General features: G+C 71.5%; 21 protein-coding genes and 1 pseudogene. 12 read left to right on the top strand and 10 right to left on the bottom strand.

The window, feature by feature from the left end; translation table 11 throughout:
* The first annotated feature begins 31 nt into the window (after positions 1-31).
* Positions 32-876: pseudogene (locus tag L1857_RS31885) on the top strand (MurR/RpiR family transcriptional regulator).
* A gap of 403 nt (positions 877-1,279) precedes the next feature.
* On the opposite strand, the gene L1857_RS31880 reads toward L1857_RS31885, so the two are convergent.
* Positions 1,280-1,942: a ComF family protein gene (locus L1857_RS31880; protein ID WP_249467165.1), complete on the bottom strand. Its 663-nt coding sequence runs from the start codon at positions 1,940-1,942 to the stop codon at positions 1,280-1,282.
* A gap of 884 nt (positions 1,943-2,826) precedes the next feature.
* Between L1857_RS31880 and hpf the strand changes: the two genes are divergently transcribed.
* The gene (gene hpf, locus L1857_RS31875; protein ID WP_094008940.1) at positions 2,827-3,510 is read left to right on the top strand and encodes a ribosome hibernation-promoting factor, HPF/YfiA family; all 684 of its coding nucleotides are present in this window, start codon (positions 2,827-2,829) and stop codon (positions 3,508-3,510) included.
* A gap of 199 nt (positions 3,511-3,709) precedes the next feature.
* The gene (secA, locus tag L1857_RS31870; RefSeq protein WP_249467160.1) at positions 3,710-6,517 is read left to right on the top strand and encodes a preprotein translocase subunit SecA; all 2,808 of its coding nucleotides are present in this window, start codon (positions 3,710-3,712) and stop codon (positions 6,515-6,517) included.
* Between the two features lie 277 nt (positions 6,518-6,794).
* Here the strand turns inward: secA and L1857_RS31865 are convergent, their stop codons facing one another.
* Positions 6,795-7,229: an Rv3235 family protein gene (locus L1857_RS31865; RefSeq protein ID WP_094008942.1), complete on the bottom strand. Its 435-nt coding sequence runs from the start codon at positions 7,227-7,229 to the stop codon at positions 6,795-6,797.
* Positions 7,230-7,331: 102 nt separating this feature from the next.
* Between L1857_RS31865 and L1857_RS31860 the strand changes: the two genes are divergently transcribed.
* On the top strand, positions 7,332-7,712 hold the full coding sequence (locus tag L1857_RS31860) for an HAD-IA family hydrolase (protein WP_116113791.1): 381 nt from the start codon (positions 7,332-7,334) through the stop codon (positions 7,710-7,712).
* Here L1857_RS31860 and L1857_RS31855 read toward each other — a convergent pair.
* Positions 7,690-8,454 carry a TrmH family RNA methyltransferase gene (locus tag L1857_RS31855; RefSeq protein WP_116113789.1) on the bottom strand — a complete coding sequence of 255 codons (765 nt, stop codon included), beginning with the start codon at positions 8,452-8,454 and terminating at the stop codon, positions 7,690-7,692. The two genes, L1857_RS31860 and L1857_RS31855, sit on opposite strands and share 23 nt — an antisense overlap.
* 30 nt (positions 8,455-8,484) lie before the next feature.
* Here L1857_RS31855 and L1857_RS31850 point away from each other — a divergent pair, with 30 nt between their 5' ends.
* Genes L1857_RS31850 through pruA form a run of 3 tightly spaced genes read left to right on the top strand, consistent with a single transcriptional unit; the run spans position 8,485 to position 12,057 of the window.
* Complete coding sequence (locus L1857_RS31850) at positions 8,485-9,891, top strand: WS/DGAT/MGAT family O-acyltransferase (RefSeq protein WP_249467157.1); 1,407 nt, start codon at positions 8,485-8,487, stop codon at positions 9,889-9,891.
* Positions 9,888-10,388, top strand: coding sequence for a DUF6912 family protein (locus L1857_RS31845; protein WP_094008946.1), 501 nt, complete (start codon positions 9,888-9,890; stop codon positions 10,386-10,388). The genes L1857_RS31850 and L1857_RS31845 overlap by 4 nt, the downstream gene beginning before the upstream one ends.
* A 40-nt stretch (positions 10,389-10,428) precedes the next feature.
* Positions 10,429-12,057 (top strand): L-glutamate gamma-semialdehyde dehydrogenase, encoded by a 1,629-nt coding sequence (gene pruA / locus L1857_RS31840; RefSeq protein WP_116113782.1) that lies wholly within the window; start codon positions 10,429-10,431, stop codon positions 12,055-12,057.
* A 167-nt stretch (positions 12,058-12,224) separates the two neighbouring features.
* Here pruA and L1857_RS31835 read toward each other — a convergent pair whose 3' ends face one another.
* From L1857_RS31835 to rsgA, 3 genes are all read right to left on the bottom strand, one after another.
* On the bottom strand, positions 12,225-13,046 hold the full coding sequence (locus L1857_RS31835; protein WP_116113780.1) for an SCO4651 family lipoprotein: 822 nt from the start codon (positions 13,044-13,046) through the stop codon (positions 12,225-12,227).
* Positions 13,047-13,127: 81 nt separating this feature from the next.
* Positions 13,128-13,955, bottom strand: a complete 828-nt coding sequence (locus tag L1857_RS31830; protein WP_205413378.1) for an SCO4651 family lipoprotein — start codon at positions 13,953-13,955, stop codon at positions 13,128-13,130.
* 71 nt (positions 13,956-14,026) lie between these two features.
* Positions 14,027-15,016 (bottom strand): ribosome small subunit-dependent GTPase A, encoded by a 990-nt coding sequence (gene rsgA, locus L1857_RS31825; protein ID WP_116113775.1) that lies wholly within the window; start codon positions 15,014-15,016, stop codon positions 14,027-14,029.
* 109 nt (positions 15,017-15,125) lie between these two features.
* Between rsgA and L1857_RS31820 the strand changes: the two genes are divergently transcribed.
* Together L1857_RS31820 and L1857_RS31815 are read left to right on the top strand one after the other, a co-directional pair.
* The gene (locus L1857_RS31820; RefSeq protein WP_094008951.1) at positions 15,126-15,896 is read left to right on the top strand and encodes an SOS response-associated peptidase; all 771 of its coding nucleotides are present in this window, start codon (positions 15,126-15,128) and stop codon (positions 15,894-15,896) included.
* A complete protein-coding gene (locus tag L1857_RS31815; RefSeq protein ID WP_094008952.1) occupies positions 15,893-16,501 on the top strand; it encodes an alpha/beta hydrolase family protein in 609 nt (202 codons plus the stop codon). The genes L1857_RS31820 and L1857_RS31815 overlap by 4 nt, the downstream gene beginning before the upstream one ends.
* A gap of 709 nt (positions 16,502-17,210) precedes the next feature.
* Here the strand turns inward: L1857_RS31815 and ybaK are convergent.
* The gene (ybaK, locus tag L1857_RS31810) at positions 17,211-17,687 is read right to left on the bottom strand and encodes a Cys-tRNA(Pro) deacylase (protein WP_094008953.1); all 477 of its coding nucleotides are present in this window, start codon (positions 17,685-17,687) and stop codon (positions 17,211-17,213) included.
* 242 nt (positions 17,688-17,929) lie between these two features.
* Between ybaK and L1857_RS31805 the strand changes: the two genes are divergently transcribed.
* Both L1857_RS31805 and rsrA read left to right on the top strand, forming a co-directional pair.
* Positions 17,930-18,565 carry a sigma-70 family RNA polymerase sigma factor gene (locus tag L1857_RS31805; RefSeq protein WP_094008968.1) on the top strand — a complete coding sequence of 212 codons (636 nt, stop codon included), beginning with the start codon at positions 17,930-17,932 and terminating at the stop codon, positions 18,563-18,565.
* Entirely contained in the window at positions 18,562-18,882 is a 321-nt protein-coding gene (gene rsrA / locus L1857_RS31800; RefSeq protein ID WP_116113770.1) for a mycothiol system anti-sigma-R factor, read from the top strand. The genes L1857_RS31805 and rsrA overlap by 4 nt, the downstream gene beginning before the upstream one ends.
* Before the next feature lie 58 nt (positions 18,883-18,940).
* Here the strand turns inward: rsrA and L1857_RS35850 are convergent, their stop codons facing one another.
* A complete protein-coding gene (locus L1857_RS35850; RefSeq protein ID WP_369794341.1) occupies positions 18,941-19,015 on the bottom strand; it encodes a 50S ribosomal protein bL37 in 75 nt (24 codons plus the stop codon).
* Positions 19,016-19,128: 113 nt separating this feature from the next.
* Between L1857_RS35850 and L1857_RS31795 the strand changes: the two genes are divergently transcribed.
* Positions 19,129-20,634 (top strand): sensor histidine kinase, encoded by a 1,506-nt coding sequence (locus L1857_RS31795; RefSeq protein WP_094008955.1) that lies wholly within the window; start codon positions 19,129-19,131, stop codon positions 20,632-20,634.
* A gap of 996 nt (positions 20,635-21,630) precedes the next feature.
* On the opposite strand, the gene L1857_RS31790 is transcribed toward L1857_RS31795, so the two are convergent.
* Positions 21,631-21,882 carry a WhiB family transcriptional regulator gene (locus tag L1857_RS31790; RefSeq protein WP_094008969.1) on the bottom strand — a complete coding sequence of 84 codons (252 nt, stop codon included), beginning with the start codon at positions 21,880-21,882 and terminating at the stop codon, positions 21,631-21,633.
* Between the two features lie 264 nt (positions 21,883-22,146).
* The gene (locus L1857_RS31785; protein WP_116113767.1) at positions 22,147-23,058 is read right to left on the bottom strand and encodes a diacylglycerol/lipid kinase family protein; all 912 of its coding nucleotides are present in this window, start codon (positions 23,056-23,058) and stop codon (positions 22,147-22,149) included.
* Between the last annotated feature and the right edge of the window lie 194 nt (positions 23,059-23,252).

The following is a 23,252-nucleotide window of genomic DNA, read 5'->3' as shown; positions in this document are numbered from 1 at the left end:
CGAGGGTCTCGAGGAGTGGCTGCGCGAGCGGATGCCGCCGCGGGGGTTGCGGCCGAAGTCCGCGGCGGTGGTCGACGTGCTGGTCTCGCAGCCCAGGCAGGCGTCGTTCGGTTCGACGAGTGACCTGGCCCGGCTGGCCGGGGTCAACGTCGCGACGGTCACCCGGACGGCGCAGGCGCTCGGGTTCGCCGGCTGGCCCGCGTTGCAACAGGAGTTGCGGGCGCGGTACCTGTCGTCGTTGAGCGCGCCCCAGGTCGCCGAAGAGCACCACAGCGCCGGCTCGCCGGCGTCCGCGTCGTTGCGGCGCGACCTCGACAGCCTGGCCCTGGTGAACCGGCGTTTCGACGAGGACGAGATCCGCGCGGTCGCGGAAGCGGTGGCCGCGGCCCGGCGGACGACGGTCATCGCGGACGGCAGCTACGCCGCCGTCGGCATCGCCTTCGCGCACAACGCACGCCTGGCCGGGTACGACGTGCACGCGGTGACCGCGGGGGACGCCGAACTGGCCAACGCCACGGCGAAGCTCACCGCCGACGACGTCCTGGTGGCGATCAGCTTCTGGCGGCTGTACGAGAGCACCGTCCGCGCGGCGAACGAGGCCCATGACCGGGGCGCGCGGGTGTTCGCGATCAGCGATGCCGCGAGCCCGGCCCTGGCGGGTGCCGCCGAGCGGGTGTTGATGGTTCCGGCCGAGGGGTCACCTTCTTTCCGTCGTTGACCGCGGGAATGGCCCTGGTGCAGGCGATCGTGGCCCAGCTGGCCGCGGTCGATCCGCAGCGCACGAACAGTTCCATCGAGGCGGCCGAGGCGATGTGGTCCCGTTTCGAGTTGCTGCACCGCCGGCCCGTGAGCAGCCGCCACCCGCAGGGCGGTTGAGCGGGTGTTGTCTTCGGGGGTGGGCGGTTGTCGCCTGGGGTTTGGGCGGTTGCCGCTTTCGGGCTGGGTTGTTGCAGCCTTTGGGGTGGTTGATCGGCTGTTGCCTCTTGGGGTCGGCGAGTGGCGGCCGCTGGTGCCTCCGGGACCGTTGCCTACTGCCTGCCCGTCACTAGCCGGCACCCGGCCGGGCGGCCGCCGCCCTCCAGGCGGGGAGGGTGTCGCCGCCACCACGACGGTTGGGCACCGCCGTTGCGCGGCTGATCCCGCCGTTGGGGCGGCTGATCCCGCCGTTGGGGCGGCTGATCCCGCCGTTTGGCGCTGCCGCCGCCGCACGTTCGTGCGCGGTGTTACCCGTGCCCGGTGGAGCGTGCTCGCCACGGGTGACGGACGGCGAGTCTTTCGGTCAGCTCGCTGACGTCAGTACCAGTGCTGCGCTCACCTCCCAGCCCGCGGAGGCGAGCGTCCGGGTGCAGGCGGCGATCGTCGCGCCGGTGGTGATCACGTCGTCGAGCAGGACGACCGGTGTGCGGGGTGGTGGGTGGCCCCGTGGATCGAGCCGGAGGCGGCCCGCGAGGTTCTGGGCCCGTTGGTCGCGGTCGAGCCCCACCGCGTCCCGGGCGCGCGACGACAAGCCCAGCGCCGGGGCGACGGCGGCCGCATGGCCTGCCAGGGCCAGGTGTGCGGCGCACCGGCGGGCCAGGCGGAGAAGGTGCGCGCCACCTCGTCGCCGGGACGCCGAGCGGCGGGACGGCGCCGGGACCAGCCACCACGTGCCGTCCGGGGCTGCCCTGGCCTCGGGGAGATGGGGCAGGGCGCCGGCCAGTGCGCGGCCCAGCGGATCGGCCAGGTCGCGCCTGCCGCGCTCCTTGTAGGCCAGCACCAGGCGGCGCGGGGTGCCGCCGTAGGGAGCCAGCGCGTAGACCGGCACCCCGGCCGCCCCGCGGGGCGCCGGGTGCGGGCGCGCGAGTTCGAGCAGGCAGGCCGCACAGCAGGCGGCGCCGGCCACGCCGCAGCCGGCGCACAGCGCGGGGAGGAGCAGGTCGAGGGCAAGGGTTCCGAGGTTCATGCGGAGAGTGTGCGGAGGGGGACCGACAGTTCCGGGCGCTCCGGCGACCAGCGGAGGGGATTAGATCAAATGGAGCAACGGCCGCGCCGCTGGCAGCGGTGGGGCGGTGGGTGGTGGTCGCCTGGTCCTGGGCTTGGAGGTGGGGCCGGTGGCTGCGTCGGTCCTGGGCTTGGAGGTGGGGCGGTGGCTGCGTCGGTCAGGGGCGGGAGGTGAGGTGGTGGCGGCGTGGCTCAGGGTGGGGCGCTGGTCGCGCGCCTGGGGCTTGGGGCGGGGCGGTGGCTGCGCCGTTCCGGGTTGTGAGGCGGGGGCGGTAGTCGTGGCGCCAGGCGCGGAGATGGGGTGGCCGCGCGTCGCTCACTCCTTGAACGGCGATCAGCGCCCGGCGGCCCAACCCTGCTTCACCCAGCCGGGCGCACCTCGCCGGGAACGCGGGGCCCCTGCCGGCCGTTGTCCGGACATGAGGCCCTGGAACGCCGGAGCGGCTCACGCGCAAGCGTCCGGGGGAGTGCTGCGGCCGGAACGCGGTCTCGTCACCCACGGGCCGGGACGCCGGAGAACGGCGCAATGTCAAGGTGAAAACCGGTCGCGCGGCCTGCTCCGAACGGAGCAGCAGGTCAACGCGCCTGGACGGGTTCAGACGCGCACCGTCACCACTTCCCGATCCGTGACATCCCCCGGCTCGGGGGGTTTTGTGATCCGCGTTACCGCGCTAGCGTGCTGCGCTATAGCAAGTCCCGCCGGCAGGGAGGTGAACAGCCGATGACCCTGGCGCCGACGGAAGATTGACCCCCGGTTCTGCCATCAGACCGGTCGGGCGGGAGCGGCGTCGGCGCCGATCCATCGATAGAGCTCTCGAACTCATTCCGCAATGAGGGAGGTCGTGTATGGAAATCGTCGTCAAAGGCCGTAACGTCGAGGTGCCGGATCACTACCGCACACACGTCGGTGACAAGCTCGAGCGCCTGGAGCGCTACGACAAGAAGGTCTACCGCTACGAGGTCGAGCTGTTCCACGAGCCCAACCGCAGGCAGCTGAAGAACTGCCAGCGGGTGGAGATCACCGGCCGGGGCAAGGGTCCGGTCGTCCGGGCCGAGGCCACCGCGGGTGACTTCTACGCCGCCCTCGACACCGCCCTGAACAAGCTCGAAAACCGCCTCCGCAAGATGCACGACCGCCGGCGCGTCCACTACGGCCGCCGCTGCCCGGAATCCGTCGCCGAAGCGACGTCGAACGCCATCGCGGCGGGAGCGATGCCGGCCACCGGCCGCGCGTCCACCGCAGTGCTCGAGGCGCCCGCTCCCGCGGCCGAAGAGGTCGGCACCGCCCTCCCGGAGGACATCGAGCTGCCCACCCAGCAGCGCTGGGACGACGAGGCCGAACACCTCCCCGGCCGGATCGTCCGGGAGAAGCACCACTCCGCCAAACCCATGACCATCGACCAGGCCCTCTCCGAGATGGAGCTGGTCGGACACGACTTCTACCTCTTCAACGACGTCGAAGCCGGCGTCCCGAGCGTCGTCTACCGGCGCAAGGGCTTCGCCTACGGCGTGATCCGCCTCGACCACTAGCGGCGTCCGAAAACGGCCCGCGCGCCCGGAGTGCGCGGGCCGTTTCGCGCATGTACGCACGTTGCGTGCGCCGACGCGCGCTCCTTCCCTACGATGGAGGGTGCGCACGGCCCGCACCACGGGCCGGACAGGGTGTCGGAGACGGCGCGGTCCAGGGACAGAGCCTGGGTGCGTCCCAACAGCTAGTGAGGTCGACCGGATGGTTCTCAACCGCCTGCTGCGTGCGGGCGAGGGCAAGATGATCAAGCGGCTGCGCAACATCGCCGAACACATCAACACCCTCGAAGACGAGGTGAAGGACCTCACCGACGACGAGCTGCGCGGCAAGACCGCCGAGTTCCGCGAGCGGCACGACGGCGGGGACGGCGAGTCGCTGGACGACCTGCTGCCCGAGGCGTTCGCGGTGGCCCGCGAGGCCGCCCTGCGGGTGCTCGGCCAGCGCCCCTACGACGTCCAGCTGATGGGTGGCGCGGCACTGCACCTCGGCCAGGTCGCCGAGATGAAGACCGGTGAGGGCAAGACCCTGACCTCGGTCATGCCGGTGTACCTGAACGCGATCTCCGGCAAGGGTGTCCACGTCGTCACCACCAACGACTACCTCGCCAAGCGCGACTCGGAGTGGATGGGCCGCGTGCACCGCTTCCTCGGTCTCGAGGTCGGCGCGATCCTGTCCGAGATGACGCCGGCGGAGCGCCGCAAGGCCTACCACGCCGACATCACCTACGGCACGAACAACGAGTTCGGCTTCGACTACCTGCGCGACAACATGGCGTGGAGCCTGGACGACTGCGTGCAGCGCGGCCACAACTTCGCCATCGTCGACGAGGTCGACTCGATCCTGATCGACGAGGCGCGGACGCCGCTGATCATCTCCGGCCCGGCCGAGCAGTCGGCCCGCTGGTACGTCGAGTTCGCCCGCATGGCGCCGCTGATGAAGCGCGACACGCACTACGAGGTCGACGAGCGCAAGCGGACCGTCGGTGTCACCGAGAAGGGCGTCGCCTTCATCGAGGACCAGCTCGGCATCGACAACCTGTACGAGTCGGCGAACACCCCGCTGGTCGGGTACCTGAACAACGCGCTCAAGGCCAAGGAGCTGTACAAGCGCGACAAGGACTACATCGTCCGCAACGGCGAGGTCCTCATCGTCGACGAGTTCACCGGCCGCATCCTGGCCGGCCGTCGCTACAACGAGGGCATGCACCAGGCGATCGAGGCCAAGGAAGGCGTCGAGATCAAGGCGGAGAACCAGACTCTCGCCACGATCACGCTGCAGAACTACTTCCGCCTCTACGACCGCCTCTCCGGCATGACCGGTACCGCCGAGACCGAGGCCGCGGAGTTCCACCAGACCTACAAGCTGGGTGTGGTGCCGATCCCGACCAACCGGCCGATGGTCCGCAAGGACCAGCCGGACCTGATCTACAAGACCGAAGAGGCCAAGTTCGAGGCGGTCGCCGAGGACATCGCCGAGCGGCACGCCAAGGGGCAGCCGGTGCTGGTCGGCACCACCAGCGTCGAGAAGTCCGAGTACCTGTCGAAGCTGCTGGTCAAGCTGAACGTGCCGCACGAGGTGCTGAACGCGAAGTACCACGACCGCGAGGCGCTGATCATCGCTCGCGCCGGCCGCAAGGGCGCGGTCACGGTCGCCACCAACATGGCCGGCCGCGGTACCGACATCGTGCTGGGCGGCAACCCGGACATCATCGCCGACGAGCGGCTGCGCGAGCGCGGCCTGGACCCGGTCGAGAACTCCGCCGAGTACGAGTCGCTCTGGCCGAAGGTGCTCGAGGAGGTCAAGGCCGAGGTCAAGGCCGAGGCCGAGGAGGTCCGCGAGGCCGGCGGCCTGTACGTGCTGGGCACCGAGCGGCACGAGTCCCGCCGCATCGACAACCAGCTGCGTGGCCGCTCCGGGCGTCAGGGCGACCCCGGTGAGTCGCGGTTCTACCTGTCGCTCGGCGACGAGCTGATGCGCCGGTTCAACGCGGTGATGGTCGAGCGGGTCATGACGACCATGCGGCTACCCGACGACATGCCGATCGAGCACAAGATGGTGTCGCGGGCCATCAAGAGCGCTCAGACGCAGGTCGAGCAGCAGAACATGGAGATCCGCAAGAACGTCCTCAAGTACGACGAGGTCATGAACCAGCAGCGCAAGGTGATCTACGCCGAGCGCCGCCGCGTGCTGGAGGGCGAGGACCTCTCTGAGCAGATGCAGCACATGCTGGTCGACGTGCTCACCGCCTACGTCGAGGGCGCCACGTCCGAGGGTTACGCCGAGGACTGGGACCACGAGAAGCTGTGGACCGCGCTCAAGCAGCTCTACCCGGTGTCGGTGAGCTGGGAAGAGCTGATGGAGGAGCACGAGGACCTCAGCGCCGAGGTGCTCCGGGACGCGCTGGTCGAGGACGCGAAGGCGGCCTACGCCCGGCGTGAGGCCGACATCGACGGCCGCGTCGGCGAAGGCGCGATGCGCCAGCTGGAGCGGCAGGTGCTGCTGTCGGTGATGGACCGCAAGTGGCGCGAGCACCTCTACGAGATGGACTACCTCAAGGAGGGCATCGGCCTGCGGGCCATGGCGCAGCGCGACCCGCTGATCGAGTACCAGCGCGAGGGCTTCGACATGTTCAACGCCATGCTGGACTCGCTGAAGGAGGAGGCCGTCGGCTTCCTGTTCAACCTGCAGGTCGAGGCGGCGCAGCCCCAGGAGGCGACTCCGGCCGCGGCCGCGCCGGCGCAGGCGGCGGCTGGGCGGCACGCGCAGCCGGTGCCGCCGCAGCAGACCGAGCCGGCGCGCCCCGCGGTGCCGAACGCGCTGCGCGGCAAGGGGCTCGGCAACGAGAACCCGCAGCAGGGCCTGACGTTCTCCGGCCCGGCCGAGCAGGGCGGCGTGCAGTCCCGCGGGACGGCGACGGCGTCCTCGGACGGCCAGGGCGCGGCGGGCACGCGGCGGGAGCGTCGCGCGGCGGCTCGGACGCAGGCGAAGAAGACGAAGAAGCGTCGCTGAGCTGGGTCTTTCGCGGGGGCCGGTGCCGGATGGTGCCGGCCCTTCGTGCTTGGGGTTCCGTTTCGCGGTGTGCCTCGCCCCTGCTGGGCGGGGTGGAGTCCCACGGGGCGGCGGTTCGGCAGGCGGGGAAGAAGCGCCACCGCCCGGGTGCCCACGGGCATCCGGGCGGTCTGCCAGTTGCTGCCGGCTCCACCCGGCAGCGTTGCTCACCAAGCACCGGCGGCGCCGGGAGGCCGGTCCGCGAACGAACCGGCCTCCGGCCCCGCAACCGCGCAGGTCAGCGGTGTCGCTGCGGCTGCACCACCGTGAAGAACCCGCACCGCCAGCCGGCCTCGGAGTGTTCGAACCTGGCCATCACCGCGGTGGCCCGCTGGTCCGCGTGCGCCGTTCCGCAGATCTCGACCGCGCCCGGTGCGCTTTGGCTCGCCCGCACCGAGCGCACCGTGTAGCGCGGGCCCGGCGATGGTGGCACCACCCGCAGGTGCTGGTACATCCTCGGCGTGACCACCGTCCGCAGCTGGCCCGGCGCTCGCCGCCCGGCGCGGACCTCCAGGATCGCCGTCAGGACGGTCCGCGCGTGGCGCAGTTCGAGCGGCTCGCCGGGCCGTCCGCGCATCCGGATCCGCGACGCCCCCGCCTGTCCCGGAATCACGACCGGCGGAGTCGTGCCCCTGTTCGGCTCGTACTGGAGCAGCGTCTGCAGCGTCATCATCAGTCCCCCTCAGTCGAGTCATGCCGCTCTCTAGAGCGGCAGTCCCGGGAGAACCGGACAGCCGTGGCCCGATGGTGTGATCCGGGCCGATAGTGTCGAGTCGTGCTGCGAGGACTGGTGCTCGATTACGCCGGCGTGCTGACCGATCCGGACGCCGCCGAACTGCTCGCTGCCGTCGATGTGCTGCGGGAGCGCGGTATCCGGACCGCACTACTGTCCAATGCGGATGGTGGCGCCGGTCGCGGGCACCTCGCCCGGCACTTCGACGCGTTCGTCTTCTCCGGCGAGGTCGGCATCGCCAAACCGGATCCGCGCGTCTTCCGCCTCACCGCCGAACGCCTCGGCCTCCCCACGACCGGATGCGTCATGGTCGACGACTCCCGCGCCAACGTCGACGGCGCTGCCGCGGCCGGAATGGTCGGCGTGCACCACACCTCGGTCGCCGGCACCCTCGCCGAACTCAGCGCGTTGTTCCCCGCCTGACCAGCTCGAAGCACAGCACGGCCGCGGCCGCGGACACGTTCAGCGACTCGACCTCGCCCGGCATCGGGATCGACAGCCATCCCGTCACCAGCGCGGCGACCTCGTCGCTCACCCCCGCCGTCTCCCCGCCCAGCACGAACGCCGCCCGCTCCGGCAACGACGCCTCGAACAGCGACGGACGGCCTTGTGCACCAAGTGCATACAATCCGTATCCCGCCTCGACCAGCATCGACGCGGCTTCGGCGGCCGTCGCGCAGCGAAGGACCGGCGCCCGGAACGCCACCCCCGCCGAAGCCTTCACAACCAGCGGATCCAGCGCCGCCACCCCTCGCCGCGGCACGACGATCCCGCCGAGCCCGGCCGCCGTCGCGGTGCGCAGGATCATCCCGACGTTCGCCGGGGTGGTGATGCCGTCGAGCAGCAGCACCCGGGCCGGCGCGTCGGCCAGCGCGGCGCTCAGCGGTCGCATCCGGGGCGCGACCACGTCCGCCAGCACGCCCTGGTCCTGCTTGCCGTTGCCGGCCAGCACCTTCACCCGGTGCGCGCTCGCCCGCTGCACCGGCACCCCCGCGGCCCGCGCGGCCCGCTGGATTTCCGCCGCGGCCGGGCCGCGGGCGGTGTCGGCGAGGATGACCTTGTCCACCCGCAGCTCCGGGTCGTCCAGGGCTTCCAGGACCGGTTTGCGCCCGTAGACGGTGAGGAATCGGTCTTTGGGGGAGACGGTCGTTTCACGCACGAGCACAAGTACACCAGCTTGTGTCAGGATCGCGTCATGCCCGACCGTCTTTCCGCCCTCGACGCGTCGTTCCTCTACCTGGAGGACGCCACGACGCCGATGCACGTGGGCGGGGTGGCCGTGTTCGAGCGCCCGCGGGACGGGTTCGACCACGCGCAGGTGCTGTGCCTGATCCAGCAGCGCCTCGGCTATCTGCCGCGCTACCGCCAGCGCGTGGTCAGCGTGCCCGGTCACCTCGCGCGCCCGGTCTGGGTGGACGACGTCGACTTCGACCTCAACTACCACGTCCGCCGCTCCGCGCTGCCCGCCCCGGGCACCGACGACCAGCTGTACGACCTGGTCGCCCGCCTGATGGCGCGCACGATGGACCACGAGCGCCCGCTGTGGGAGGCCTACTTCGTCGAGGGCCTCGAAGGCGACCGGATCGCGCTGGTCACCAAGACCCACGAGTCCGTCGTGGACGGCAGCGGCACCGTCGAGCTGGGACAGCTGATCCTCGACACCACGCCGCAGGCGTGCGAGCCGTTCGAGGACACCTGGGTGCCGCGGCGCCCGCCCAGCGCCACCCAGCTGGTGCTCGACGCGGTCAGCGAGACGGTCCGTCGTCCGGGTGAACTCGTCGAGAACGTGCGCGACGTGGTGAGCGACCTGACCGCGACCGCCGACAAGGTCACCGACGCCGTGGGCGGGGTCGCCGCCGCGTTGCACCGCGTCCTGCAGCCGGCGCCGTCCGGGCCGCTCAACCGGCACGTCTCCGGCGGGCGGGTGTTCGCTGTGGTCCGCACGCGCCTGGAGGACTACCGCAAGGTCCGCGCCGAGCACGGCGTCACGGTCAACGACATCGTCCTGGCCGCGATCACCGGCGCGCTGCGCGAGTGGCTGCTTTCCCGCGGCGAGGGCGTGTCGGAGGCCACCACCGTGCGCGCGCTGGTGCCGCTGGCCGTGCTCGAACCGGACACCGTCGAATTCTCCCCGGCCGGCCTGGTCAACAACCAGGTCGAGCCGTACCTGGTGGACCTGCCGGTCGGCGAGCCCAACCCGGTCCTGCGGCTGCAGCACATCAGCCACACGCTGCGCGCGCACGCCGACTCCGGCCGCTCGGTCGCCGCGCGCGCCATGCTCAAGGTGGGCGGGTTCGCCCCGGCGACCATGCACGCACTGGCCGCGCGCGCGGCCGGGGCGTTCTCCGGGCGGATCTTCAACCTGCTGGTCATCAACTCGCCGGGGCCGCAGGTACCGTTGTACGCCGGGCAGGCGAGGATGACCGAGATGTTCCCGGTGATCCCGCTGGCGCGCAACCAGGCGCTGGCCATCGGGGTCACGTCCTACCACGGCGGCGTCTACTTCGGACTGAACGGTGACCGCAAGGCGCTGTCCGATGTGGACGTCCTCGCGGGCATGATCGAGGATTCGCTGGAAGAGCTGAAGGGTGCGAGCTGGTGAGGGTCTACCTTCCGGGCACGATCGGAATGCTGCGCAGGCTGGTGGCGGACGGCAGGCTGCAGCCGCCCGGCGGGACGGGGTTCGCCCTCACCCCGGCGCTGCGCGAGTCCTACCTCAGCGGGGACACCGAGGAGCTGGAGTACGTCGCGCTGCTGGACGCGGCGCGCGCGTCGCTGCGGCTGATCGGCGCCGCGGAGGATGACGCCAAGGAGCTGCCGCGCCGGGTGGTGATCTCGGTCGACGTCGACAACGCGACCCCGCGCCCGGACCTGGACGCGCCGGTGGTGAAGCTGTCCGGGCCGATCAGCTACGAGGACGTGGCCGCCGTGCACGTCGACGCGGAGGAGGCCGAAGAGGCGGTGCGAGCGGCCGCCCGGGTCATCGACGCGGCCGACCTCGGCGACCCGGACGCGGAGTTCGTCCTGGGCGAGGCCGAGGACCACGAACTGGCCTGGTACGCGCCTCAGGAGCTGCCGTTCCTCCTCGACCTGCTCTAGCGTTGGGGGCAGGCCAAAAGCCCCGTCACAGGAGGTAGGCATGGACGCCATCACGAACGTGCCCGTTCCGGTCAACGAGCCCGTCCGGACCTACGCGCCGGGCAGTCCCGAGCGGGAATCCCTGCAACGCCGGATCGCCGAGCTGGAGGGCGACAAGCACGAGCTGCCGCAGACGATCGGCGGCAGGCGTCGGATGGCCGGCGGCGACACCTTCGACGTCGTCCAGCCGCACGACCACGCGCACGTCCTGGGCACGTCGGCGCAGGCCACGCCCGAAGACGTCGCGGACGCGGTGGCCGCCGCGAAGGAGGCCGCCCCGGCCTGGCGGGAGATGCCGTTCGACGAGCGCGCCGCGGTGTTCCTGCGCGCCGCGGACCTGATGGCGGGCCGGTACCGCGACACGCTCAACGCGGCGACGATCCTCGGCCAGTCGAAGTCGGTGCAGCAGGCCGAGATCGACGCCGCCTGCGAGCTGATCGACTTCCTGCGGTTCAACGTGCACTACGCGCGGCGGATCCTCGCCGAGCAGCCGAACTCGGTGCCGGGCGCGTGGAACCGGATGGACTACCGGCCGCTGGACGGGTTCGTCGTGGCGATCACCCCGTTCAACTTCACCGCGATCGCCGGGAACCTGCCCAGCGCGCCCGCGCTGATGGGCAACACGGTCGTGTGGAAGCCGACGCCGACCCAGCAGCTGGCCGCGCACTACACGATGCAGGTGTTCGAGGAGGCCGGCCTGCCGCCGGGCGTGATCAACCTGGTCACCGGCGACGGGCACGCGGTCAGCGAGGTGGCGCTGGCCGATCCCGGGTTCGCGGGCCTGCACTTCACCGGTTCGACGGCGACGTTCAAGTTCCTGTGGCGGCGGATCGCGGAGAACCTCGACTCCTACGCGAGCTACCCGCGGATCGTCGGCGAGACCGGCGGCAAGGACTTCGTCGTCGCGCACGCCTCGGCGAACCGGGAGAAGCTGCTGGCCGGGCTCGTGCGGGGCGCGTTCGAGTACCAGGGGCAGAAGTGCTCGGCCGCCTCGCGCGCCTACGTTCCGCGGTCGCTGTGGGAGAGCGGGCTGCGGGACGAGCTGGCCGACCTGACGCGGACCGTGAAGTACGGCGACGTCACGGACCTGTCGGTGTTCGGCGGGGCGGTGATCGACGCGCGGGCGTTCGCGAAGCACCGGAAGCTGCTGGACAGCGTGGACGGGGACAACGACCTCCACGTGCTGGTCGGCGGCCACTGCGATGACTCGATCGGGTACTTCGTCGAGCCGACCGTGCTGGTGTCGGCCGATCCGGCGCACACCGCGTTCGCGACGGAGTACTTCGGGCCGATCCTGGCGGTGCACGTCTACGACGACGCGTCCTACGGCGAGATCCTGGAGCTGGTCGACCGGACCTCGCCGTACGCCCTGACCGGCGCCGTGTTCGCCGACGACCGGGCGGCGGTGCAGCAGGCGCACCAGACGCTGCGGTTCGCGGCGGGCAACTTCTACGTCAACGACAAACCGACCGGGTCGATCGTGAGCCAGCAGCCCTTCGGCGGCTCCCGCGGCTCGGGCACGAACGACAAGGCGGGGTCGATGTTCAACCTGCTGCGCTGGACGAGCCCGCGGTCGATCAAGGAGACGTTCGACGCCCCCACGGCGATCGGCTATCCGCACATGGGTTAGCCGTCCGGCCCGGTCGCGGCGCGGACGAGCGCCCGCGTCGCCGGACGCGGCGGGGCCTGCCTCGGACGTCGTGCCGCAGGCTCTCGGGCCGCCACCAGCGCCGATGACCAGAACCGAAACGGCGCGGTCCCGGGAAACCGGAACCGCGCCGTGACTACCGGTCGGTGTCAGCCGCCGATCTTGAACTCGCCCACCTGGTCGGCGGGCGGCGCCTCCACGGTGACCGGGGTGCCCCAGTCGCTGTACTTCATCGTGATCGACGCCTGCTGCGCGTCCGCCGGTGCGCCGACGGCCTTCATCACCGGGCTGAGGTCCTGCGTGACCTGCACCGGCAGCTGGTCGCCGTTGAGCCACAGCTCCACCGGGTACGTGACGTTCATCGACTTCAGCTGCGCCAGCGTCTCCGCGGGCAGACCGGACGCGGCCAGCTCGTCGGCGGCCTTCGCGACCTCGATCGTCACCCAGTAGTGGCTGACCTGCTGCCCGTCGAGCGTGGTCTGCTCGCTGCGGTCGATCCGGCCCGCCTTCTGGATCTGCTCCAGCGTCTTGGACGGGTCGTTCGACTCGGCCTGTTCGAGGCTCGCGCCGAGCGCCTTCGCCGCCTCGCTGCCCGCCGGGAACGTCGCCCACGGCTTGCCACCGGTCGCGGCCTGGGCCTCCTCCGGCAGCTTCAGGTACATCACCTTGTCGACGACGCGCATCTCCTGCATCTGCCCGCCGACGGTCATGGTCACGGCCATCGCGCTGTCCCCGTCGGTGAAGCGGCCCTCACCCGAACCGGTCATCTGCTGACCGGCGATCGAGCCGGAAATGGTGAACTTCGCCGACTGGGCCTGCCCCGTCTTCGCCGACGCCGCCCGGACCAGTTCCTGCACATCGCCGAACAGCGCCGGCCCGGCGTTCCCGCCGCCGGAGCCGGACTGCCCACCACACGCGGTCAGCCCGAGCACCAGCGCCAGGAGGCCGGAGACCAGAGCGGTCTTCTTCATTCGGAAATCCCCTTGATCGGTCCACCCACCCTCGGGTGGCTAACCGGGATATGTCCGAACGGGTCTCCCGCGTTACGCCGTTCAGCCCACCGTCTTCAGATCGCCGACCTGATCCACGGGCGGGGCCGTGACGTTCACCGGCGCGCCCCAGTCGCGGTACTTCATCGTCATCGTGGCGTGCTGCGCCTCGGCGGGCGCGCCCGCCGCCTGCATCAGCGGCGTCAGGTCCTGCGTCACCTGCACCGGCAGCTGGTCGGCGTTGAGCCACACCTCCATCGGGAGGACGGCGCCGGAGTTCTTCAGCTTGTCCAGCACCTCCGGCGGCAGCTCGCCCATCTTGAGCGAGCCGGTGGCCTTCGCGACGTCGATGTTCACCCAGTAGTGGCTGACCTGCTGCCCGTCGAGCGTGGTCTGCTCGCTGCGGGTGATCGTGCCGGCCTGCTGGATCTGCTCCAGCATCTGCGTCGGGTCACCCTGCGCGGCCTGGTCCATGCTCGCGCCGATGGCCTTGCCCGCCTCGCTGTCCTCCGGGATCTTCGCCCACGGCTTGCCGCCCTCGACCGCCTGCGCCGCCTGCTCCGGCGGCAGCTTCAGGTAGAGGACCTTGTCCACGACCCGCATTTCCTGGCTCTGCCCCGCGGCGTTCATCGTCATGGTCATCGCGGGCGAGGGCCCGGTGAACCGGCCTTCCCCGCTGGCGTCCAGCCGCTGGCCGGCCACCGTGCCGGTGAGCGTGAACTTCGCCGTCTGCACCTGGTCGGCCTTGCCGGAGGAGGCCAGCACCAGTTCCTGGGCGGTGCCGAACAGCTTGGGCGGCTCGTTCGCCTGCCCCGAATCGGTGGTGGAACCACAGGCGGTGGTGCCGGCGACCAGCGCCAGCGCACCCGCCAGAAGAGCGATTTTGCGCATGACAAGAATCCCTCAGTCGAATGTCCCCCAAGTGGGTTGTCATCGACCTGAATGCGCAGAACGGGCGGAAATCAAACCTCCATGCCGGCCCGGGAGGCCAGCAGGCGGCGCAGCGACGGCAGGCGGCGCTTGTCCTCGACCTCGTCGAGCATGCAGCCCTGGTCCTCCGGCGGGCCCAGGTGCCCGCAGCCCGGCGGGCACTCCTCGGCCGCCTCGGCGAACTCGTCGAAGGAGGCCACGATGTCGTTCGCGGTGACGTGGGCCAGGCCGAACGACCGCACGCCCGGCGTGTCGATCACCCAGCCGCCGTCGGGCAGCGGCAGCGCGACGGCCGCCACGGAGGTGTGCCGTCCCTTGCCGATCGCGCTGACCTCGCCGACGGCCAGCTCGGCGTCCGGCACCAGCCGGTTCACCAGTGTCGACTTGCCGACCCCGGAGTGGCCGACGAGCGCGGACACCCGGCCGCGCACCGTGGCGGCCAGCGGCAGCGAATCCTCGTCGAAGCGGGTCACCACCGCGGGCACGTCCAGCTCGGCGTAGCGGGACAGCAGCTCGTCCGGGCTCGCCAGGTCGGCCTTGGTCAGGCACAGGACCGGTTGGAGGCCACCGGCGTAGCAGGCCACCAGGCAGCGGTCGATGAACCCGGACCGCGGCGGCGGATCGGCCAGCGCGGTGACGATGAGCAGCTGCTCGGCGTTGGCGACGACGACGCGCTCGAACGGGTCGGTGTCGTCGGCCGTGCGGCGCAGCAGGCTGGTGCGCTCGTCGACCCGGACGATGCGGGCCAGCGTGCCGGGCTCGCCGCTGGTGTCGCCGACCAGGCCGACCTGGTCGCCCACGACGACCGGGGTCCGGCCCAGCTCGCGGGCGCGCATGGCGGTGACCAGACGGCCGGGGTCGCTGTCGATCGCGCAAGTCCAGCGGCCGCGGTCCACCGCGATCACCATCGCCTGGGTGGCGTCGGCGTGGGTCGGGCGGCGCTTGCTGCGCGGGCGCGAACCCTTTCCCGGGCGCACGCGGACGTCGCTTTCGTCCAGATCGCGCCAGTCCCTGCGTGCCAAGCCCCGTGCCCTCCTTCCGAGCACAGATGATCCCCCATTCCGCTCGCCAGTGGCGCGCCACCCGTGTCACGATGGGTTTTCAGGAGCCGGTTCGAAGGAGTTGGGCGACATGTGCGGCCGCTACGCGGCGAAGAAGAACCCGGCCGACCTGGCCCAGGAGTTCGACGCCGTGGACGAGACCGACGGCAAGGCCCGCGAGGCCGACTACAACGTCGCGCCGACCAAGAACGTGGTCACCGTGGTGCAGCGGCACCCGCGCGACGCCGACGGCCAGGTCCTGGAGGACGAGCCCGCCGTGCGCAGCCTGCGCGTCATGCGCTGGGGGCTGGTGCCGTTCTGGGCCAAGGACGTCTCCGTCGGCAACCGGATGATCAACACCCGCGCCGAGACGGCCGCCGAGAAGCCGGCCTTCAAGAAGTCGCTGGCCCGGCGGCGCTGCCTGGTGCCCGCCGACGGCTGGTACGAGTGGCGGCGCACGGGCAAGCAGAAGGAACCGTTCTTCATGACCCGGCCGGACGGCCACTCGCTGTCCTTCGCCGGGATCTGGGACACCTGGCGCGACCCGAAGGATCCCGACGCGCCGCAGCTGATCACGTTCTCGATCATCACGACCGACGCGGCCGGGCGGCTGACCGACGTGCACGACCGGATGCCGCTGGTCATCCACGAGCGGAACTGGGCGGACTGGCTCGACCCGGACCGCACCGAGGTCGACGAGCTGCTGGCCCCGCCGATGGACCTGATGGAGACCATCGAGCTGCGGCCGGTGTCCGACCGCGTCAACAACGTGCGCAACAACGGCCCCGAGCTGATCGAGCGGGCCGAGCCGGCGACCGATCTGGACGCCACGGAAGCCCTGTTCGACCTGCCGAAGCCATGACCCGCATCGAGATCCCGACACCGCACGGCCCGGCCAGGGCGGAGCTGCACTGCGCGCCGGACGGGGAGGCGGTGCTGATGCTCGGCCACGGCGCCGGGGGCGGGATCGAGGCGAAGGACCTGGTGGCGGCCACGCGCGCGGGACAGGCGGCCGGGGTGCACGTCGCGCTGGTCGAGCAGCCCTACCGGGTGGCGGGCCGCCGGGCGCCCGCGCCGGCCAAGCAGCTGGACGCGGCGTGGCTCGCGGTGGCCGAGGAGCTGTGCGACCGGTTCGACAACCTGCCGATGGTGTTCGGCGGCCGCTCGTCGGGGGCGCGGGTGGCGTGCCGGACGGCGGCGGCCGGGCAGGCGGTGGCGGTGCTGTGCCTGGCGTTCCCCGAGCACCCGCCGGGCAAGCCGGAGAAGAGCAGGCAGGCCGAACTGGACGCCGTGGAGGTGCCGACGCTGGTCGTCCAGGGCGAGACGGACGCGTTCGGCTGCCCGAAGCCGGGGCCGCACCACGAGGTGGTCGTGGTGCGCGGGACGCACGCCCTGGACGCCGACCTGGAGTCGGTGTACCGCACGGTGCACGAGTGGCTGGCGAAGGTGCTGCGGCCGCTGACCTGAGGTGGCTGCGTGGGTGCCGCGTGCTCCCCTGACGGCGACTGGATAGCTGCTGGGCGGCGCGTGGCGGTGATGAGGCGCTGCCGTTGCCGGTCGAGTGAGGCAGCCCCGTGGGGACGTTGGCGGGGCGTTGCTGGCCGGTGTGGGCTGAGGCCGCTCCGGTGGCGCGGTGGTGGCGAGGCAATGCGGGTTGCCCGCGGGGTAGCCACGGGGTGGCGCGTGGCGGTGGCAGGCGCTGCCGTTGCCCACGGGCGGCGGAGTGAGGCCGCCCCCACGGGCGGCGTGTGGCTGTTGTGAGGCGTTGCGGTGGCAGGGTGAGGCCGCCCCGGCGGCGCGGCGGTTGTGAGGCATTGCGGCTGCCAGCGCGAGGGGTGGGGTGGGGTCGCCCGCACAGGGCGGCGTGTGGCCGTGTTGTGCGGCGCCGCAGTTGCCGGCGCGAGTGGCGCGGCGAGGCCGCCCCGGTGGCGCGGCGATGCCAGGCATTGCGGCTGCCGGCGCGGGCGGTGGGGTGAGGCCGCCCCTGCGGGCGGCGCGTGGCCAACGGTGGTGAGGCGCTGTGGTTGCCGATGGCAGGGCGTGGCCGTCCCGCGGGGCGGCGGTCGGTTCCGCGGTTGCTCACCCCGAGTGGGTCGTTGCCGTGCGCGTTGCGGAGGCGCGCCACGGAGCGTGCACCCCTCGCCTCGGTGCCCCGGAGCTGTCGTCGGCCGTGTGGTCAGGCCCGGATCGGCGCCACCGTGGCCGACGTCAGGCGCACCAGGTCCGCCGGCGCGAGTTCCACTTCCAGCCCGCGCCGCCCGGCCGAGCAGTAGATCGTCTCGAACTTCTCCGCCGACGCGTCGATCACCACCGGCAGCCGCGAGCGCTGGCCCAGCGGCGAGATCCCACCCAGGACGTAACCGGTCGCGCGCTGGGCGGCCGCCGCCTCGGCCATCTTCGCTCGCTTGCCGCCGACCGCCGCCGCCAGTGCCTTCAGGTCCAGCTGCCCGGTGACCGGCACCACGCCCACCGTCAGCTTTCCGTCCACATCGGCCACGAGCGTCTTGAACACGCGGTCGGGCTCGAGCCCCAGCGCCTCGGCCGCTTCCAGACCGTAGGACTCGTGCTTCGGATCGTGGTCGTAGGCGTGCAGCTGGTGCGCGACCTTCTGCTTCGCGAGCAGGGCGGTCGCCGGCGTTCCCTTCCCGGCCATGGCGTGCACGGTAACCGGGAGGCGCAAGTCCTTTTCCCGCGGCGGGGAATGTGCCCGGATCGTGCGGTGTTGTGAGGGACGTGCCGTCAAAGCTTGCTGATCGACGAGCCCGTGTGGAGGCCGTCACCCCGCTGGCCGGTGTACCCGGCCCGGCGAAGCCCGTCCGCGTATCCTCGAAGCTGTCGTATGCGTACCCGGCCACGGGTGCGGACCGCTTCGACGCGGATGGGAAAGGGAACGGTTTGCCGAGCACGCAGAACCCCGCGGTGCCCGAATCCGGCTCCGAGCAGGAGCCGGCCGAAGAGCGCGCCGAGCGCTTCGAGCGCGACGCGATGCCGCTGCTGGATCAGCTGTACTCGGCCGCTCTGCGCATGACGAGGAACCCGGCGGACGCCGAGGACCTCGTGCAGGAGACCTACCTCAAGGCCTACGGCGCGTTCGCCTCCTTCAAGGAGGGCACGAACCTCAAGGCCTGGATGTACCGGATCCTCACCAACACCTACATCAACGGGTACCGGAAGCGTCAGCGTCAGCCGGTGCAGCAGCCCACCGAGGAGATCACCGACTGGCAGATCGCCCAGGCGGAGAGCCACACCTCGAGCGGTCTGCGGTCGGCCGAGGTCGAGGCGATGGACCGGCTGCCCGACAGCGACGTCAAGGACGCGCTGCAGCAGTTGCCGGAGGAGTTCCGGCTCGCCGTGTACCTCGCCGACGTCGAGGGCTTCGCCTACAAGGAAATCGCCGAGATCATGGACACGCCGATCGGGACCGTGATGTCCCGCCTGCACCGTGGCCGCGCCCAGCTGCGCAACCTGCTCGCCGACGTCGCGCGCGAGCGCGGCTTCATCCGGGGCGCGAAGCAGGAGGTAGCGCGATGACCACCGGTCGTGAGCCGCACAAGGACGACGTCCGCTGTTCCGAGGCGCTCGCCGAGATCTTCCTGTTGCTGGATCGCGAGTGCAGTCCGGAACGGGACGCGCAGCTGCGCAAGCACATCGAGGACTGCCCGCCGTGCCTCGAGGAGTACGGCATCGACGAGCAGCTCAAGCAGCTGTTGCACCGCAAGTGCGGAGGCGACATCGCCCCCGACGAGTTCAAGCAGAAGCTGCGCGCGTCGATCTACCAGACGGTCCAGCGGCACGGCGACGTGACGATCGAGCGGACCGAGGTCCGGCTGGAGCAGAACGCGGAGTAGACCCGAAGACGACGAAGGCCCCGGCGCGCCGCGCCGGGGCCTTTGTTCGTGCCCGAACTCAGCTGTTGGGCTTCTTGCCGTGGTTGGCGCCGTTCTTCCGGCGGTCGCGGCGCTTGCGGGCTCGCTTCGACATGCCTGCTCCTTCCCTGGTCGCGATCTGCCCACCAGTGTCTCAGGCTCGCCCCGGCGGGTGCCGGGAAGGTCCCGCTCTGGTTCACTTGAGCTGCCCCGAGAAGGAGTACCAGCGTGACGACACTTTCCGACCTGCTGGCCGAGAACACCGGCCTGTCCGGCGAAGCCGCCGACCACCTGCAGGCCGTGGTGGCCGAGTGGCAGCTGCTCGCCGACCTGTCCTTCGCCGACTTCCTGCTCTGGGTACCCGTGTCGCCGGAGCACAACGAGCAGGGCGGCGACTTCGTGTGCGTCGCGCAGGCCCGTCCCACGACGGCGCCCACCGCGCACCCCGAGGACGTGGTCGGGACGCGGTTCACGGTCGAGGACCACCCGCAGCTCGCGCGCGCGATCCGGGAGGTGCGGATCTGCCGCGAGGAGGACCCGCACTGGTACCGGGACCTGCCGATGCGTCGCGAGGCGATTCCCGTCACGTTCGGGTCGAACGTGATCGCCGTGCTGTCGCGGGAGACGAACCTGGCCGCGCCGCGCGTGCCGAGCCCGCTCGAAGTCGCCTACCTCGGCAGCGCGGGGGACCTGTGCCAGATGATCGTCGACGGCACGTTCCCGCACGTCGACAGCCAGACCGACGTGCACACGAGCCCGCGGGTGGGGGATGGGCTGATCCGGCTGGACGCGGCGGGGAACGTGGTGTTCGCGAGCCCCAACGGCTTGTCGGCCTACCACCGGATGGGGCACGAGTCGGACCTGGTGGGGACGCGGCTGGCGCCGTTGACGCGGTCGCTGATCCGGGACCCGTTCGACGCGACGGAGGTGGCGCACCGGATCCTGGACGCGCTGGACGGGAAGCCGGGCAGCCGCACGGAGGCGGAGTCGCGGCGGGGGGCGGTCGTGTTGTTCCGGGCGTTGCCGCTGCGGCCGCACGGGCAGCCGGCGGGGGCGCTGGTGTTGTGCCGGGACGTGACCGAGGTCAAGCGGCGGGACCGGGCGCTGCTGTCGAAGGACGCGACGATCCGCGAGATCCACCACCGGGTGAAGAACAACTTGCAGACGGTGGCGGCGTTGTTGCGGCTGCAGTCGCGGCGGACGTCGAACGCGGAGGCGCGGCAGGCGCTGACGGAGTCGGTGCGCAGGGTCGCGTCGATCGCGATGGTGCACGAGGCGCTGTCGGTGTCGGTCGACGAGCGGGTCGACCTGGACAAGCTGCTGGACAACGTGCTGCCGATGGTGGGCGAGGTCGCGACGGCCGAGTCGCGGGTGAGCATCAGCCGGTCCGGGTCGTTCGGGATCGTGGTGGCGGAGATTGCCACGCCGCTGGTGATGGTGCTGGCGGAGCTGGTGCAGAACGCGGTGGAGCACGCGTTTCCGGATGGGCGGCCGGGCAAGGTGGAGATCGTGGTGAGCCGCTCGGCGCGGTGGCTGGATGTGCTGATCCGGGACAACGGGCGCGGGTTGCCGTCGGGTTTCTCGCTGGAGCGGGCGGACGGGCTGGGGCTGCAGATCGTGCGCACCCTGGTGGAGTCCGAGCTGCGGGGTTCGCTGTCGCTGAGAAAGCTGCGGGACGGCGCGACGCGCGGCACGGAGGCGGCGTTGAGGCTCCCCCTGGGGCGGCGGCCGTAGGGGTTTCGGCGGTTGGTTCGCCGCGGTTGTGCGGGCAGGTCGTTGGGCCTTGCGGGTGGTCCGTTTGGTGGCCTGGCGGGTGGCGGGCTGGGGGCGGCCGTGCGAGTGGACCGTTCGTGAGGCGGCGAGTGGGCCTGTCGTGAGCTTGGCCGCGCGAGTGGACAGGTCGTGCCGTGCGAGAGGGCCGGTCGTGCCTGCGTGAGGGGGCCAGTGGTGGCGGCGCGAGAGGGCCGGTCGTGCCTGCGTGAGGGGGCCAGTGGTGGCGGCGCGAGAGGGCCGGTCGTGCCTGCGTGAGGGGGCCAGTGGTGGCGGCGCGAGAGGGCCGGTCGTGCCTGCGTGAGGGGGCCAGTGGTGGCGGCGCGAGAGGGCCGGTCGTGCCTGCGTGAGGGGGTCATTGGTGGTGGCGCGAGAGGGCCAGGTCGTGCCTGCGTGAGGGGGCCAGTGGTGGTCGCGCGAGAGGGCCGGTCGTGCCTGCGTGAGGGGGCCAGTGGTGGTCGCGCGAGAGGGCCGGTCGTGCCTGCGTGAGGGGGCCAGTGGTGGTCGCGCGAGAGGGCCGGTCGTGCCTGCGTGAGGGGGCCAGTGGTGGCGGCGCGAGAGGGCCGGTCGTGCCTGCGTGAGGGGGCCAGTGGTGGCGGCGCGAGAGGGCCGGTCGTGCCTGCGTGAGGGGGTCATTGGTGGTGGCGCGAGAGGGCCAGTGGTGCCTGCATGAGGGGGCCAGTCGCACCCGCGCGAGAGGGCCAGCGGTAGCCGTCCGAGCGGGCCAATGGCGGCGGCTATCAGTGGGCCGGCGGTGGAGGCCGTTTCCGGGTCGCCGGGTGGCAAGCTCCACCGCCCCCGAAGCAACGAAAACCCTGCTCAGCACGTTCAAAGGCCCGGCACCCGCGGGAGGTGGGTGCCGGGCCTAAGAACGTTAAGTGGGGGCGTGCAAACCCCTGCGTCAGGTCCCGCGTACTCTCGTAAGAGACGCGTTAAGCGACGCCGCAGCGCGTGGAGAGGTCAGGCGGTGCGCATGCCGATGTGAGCACGACGGCGCTTAAGGGCGCGGCGCTCGTCTTCGCTCATCCCGCCCCAGACACCGGCGTCCTGGCCGCTGGCCAAAGCCCAGGCCAGGCACTCGGACGCCACGGTGCAGCGGTGGCATACGGCTTTCGCCTCGGCGATCTGCAGCACGGCGGGACCGCTGTTCCCGACAGGGAAGAACAGCTCGGGGTCCTCGTCGCGGCAGGCAGCGTCGTGGCGCCAGTCCATTTCTGTGAGCTCCTTCTCGGGGCGCAGAGCGTGCTGCGCCACAGGTCGTCATGGCGGATCGTTTCTTGGGGTGCTTGTGAATGCTTTCACGAAGCACCGCTTTCGACAAGTGTTTTCGTGACATCGGTGAGTCAGCTCACCTGGTCAGGCGACCCCGCTGACCTGCGGTTTCTCTCCGAAACGGCCTCCGCGGCGGAAGGACGATGCGGTGAATGGACCGTGTGCGTCGACGAACGGCAAGTTGCAGATCGCCGGGCCGATCACTCACGCCAGCACGGTCAGCACGCCGGGCACGCTCGTGAAGTCCACCCGGGTCCGACGGCCGATCAGGTCGCCATCCACCTGGAAGTTTACCGGCTCCTCGGCCGTCACGCTGAGTTTCGCCAGGTCATCGTGCTTCACGAGCGCCTTGCCGCGATGCTTCGCCTCCGACCGCAGCGCCTGGCGCACGTGCCGGGCCACGATCGGCAACGACAGCTTGCGCAACGCGAACAACCCGAGATCCCGGTCGAACGAGCTGCCGGTGTTGAGGTGGACGGGCCGCTCACCCAGGTAGCTCCACGGATCGGTGTTCGACACGAACGCCATCCGCACCTCGGCCGGCTCCTCGCCGGGCACGTGCACGGTGAGCGGCAGCCGGGGCGAGCGCGGCCGGAAGTAGCAGGCCACCGCGGCCCGCATGTACAGCAGCGCGTTCGTCTGCTTCCCGCGCCGGTCGGCGACCGTGGCGACCACGTCGGCGTCCCAGCCCAGGCCGGCGTTGAAGGTGAACCACCGCCCGTCCGCAAGCCCCAGCCCGACGCGCCGGCTGCGGCCCGACTCGATGGCCGACAGCAGCTGGTGCGTGGCCTCCACGGGGTCCCGCGAGATGCCGAGAGCGCGCGCGAACACGTTGGCCGAGCCGCCGGGGACGACGCCCAGCGCGGGCAGCTCGGCTGCCGGCCCGTCGGCGAGCAGGCCGTTGACCACCTCGTTGACGGTGCCGTCGCCGCCGTGGGCGACCACCAGGTCGACCCCGTCCCGGGACGCGTCCCGGGCCACCGCGAGCGCGTGACCGCGGTAGTCGGTCTCCACGACCTCCAGCTTCACCTGGCTGGCCAGTGCGTGCGCGAGCACGTCCCGCCCGCCGGCCGTGGTGGACGTGGCCTGCGGGTTGACCACCAGAATCGCGCGCATGGTCGCAGGGTAGGCCAAACAGGCGCATCCCAAGCGTCCAGCGCGAACCTCATCACTGCGAAACGACTGCCGGTTGACCTCCCGTCGTTCGGCACGGTCCGTTCGTCGTGACAAGTGCACCCCGGGCGTCCGCCGGCTCATCGACGACACCCAGATCTTGACCCCGATGGCCGCGGTTCGAAAACGGCCGACCG

The organism is Amycolatopsis thermalba, from assembly GCF_023376025.1.
GTDB lineage: Bacteria > Actinomycetota > Actinomycetes > Mycobacteriales > Pseudonocardiaceae > Amycolatopsis_E > Amycolatopsis_E thermalba.
The sequence above is the reverse complement of the archived record's forward strand: the minus strand, read 5'-3'. Positions and strand labels throughout refer to the sequence as shown.

Coding starts and splice junctions, on each gene's coding strand:
- L1857_RS31880 (WP_249467165.1), bottom strand. CDS start 1,942: ATGAACCTCGGAACCCTTGCCCTCGACCTGCTCCTCCCCGCGCTGTGC.
- hpf (WP_094008940.1), top strand. CDS start 2,827: ATGGAAATCGTCGTCAAAGGCCGTAACGTCGAGGTGCCGGATCACTAC.
- secA (WP_249467160.1), top strand. CDS start 3,710: ATGGTTCTCAACCGCCTGCTGCGTGCGGGCGAGGGCAAGATGATCAAG.
- L1857_RS31865 (WP_094008942.1), bottom strand. CDS start 7,229: ATGATGACGCTGCAGACGCTGCTCCAGTACGAGCCGAACAGGGGCACG.
- L1857_RS31850 (WP_249467157.1), top strand. CDS start 8,485: ATGCCCGACCGTCTTTCCGCCCTCGACGCGTCGTTCCTCTACCTGGAG.
- pruA (WP_116113782.1), top strand. CDS start 10,429: ATGGACGCCATCACGAACGTGCCCGTTCCGGTCAACGAGCCCGTCCGG.
- L1857_RS31835 (WP_116113780.1), bottom strand. CDS start 13,046: ATGAAGAAGACCGCTCTGGTCTCCGGCCTCCTGGCGCTGGTGCTCGGG.
- L1857_RS31830 (WP_205413378.1), bottom strand. CDS start 13,955: ATGCGCAAAATCGCTCTTCTGGCGGGTGCGCTGGCGCTGGTCGCCGGC.
- L1857_RS31820 (WP_094008951.1), top strand. CDS start 15,126: ATGTGCGGCCGCTACGCGGCGAAGAAGAACCCGGCCGACCTGGCCCAG.
- L1857_RS31815 (WP_094008952.1), top strand. CDS start 15,893: ATGACCCGCATCGAGATCCCGACACCGCACGGCCCGGCCAGGGCGGAG.
- ybaK (WP_094008953.1), bottom strand. CDS start 17,687: ATGGCCGGGAAGGGAACGCCGGCGACCGCCCTGCTCGCGAAGCAGAAG.
- rsrA (WP_116113770.1), top strand. CDS start 18,562: ATGACCACCGGTCGTGAGCCGCACAAGGACGACGTCCGCTGTTCCGAG.
- L1857_RS31790 (WP_094008969.1), bottom strand. CDS start 21,882: ATGGACTGGCGCCACGACGCTGCCTGCCGCGACGAGGACCCCGAGCTG.
- L1857_RS31785 (WP_116113767.1), bottom strand. CDS start 23,058: ATGCGCGCGATTCTGGTGGTCAACCCGCAGGCCACGTCCACCACGGCC.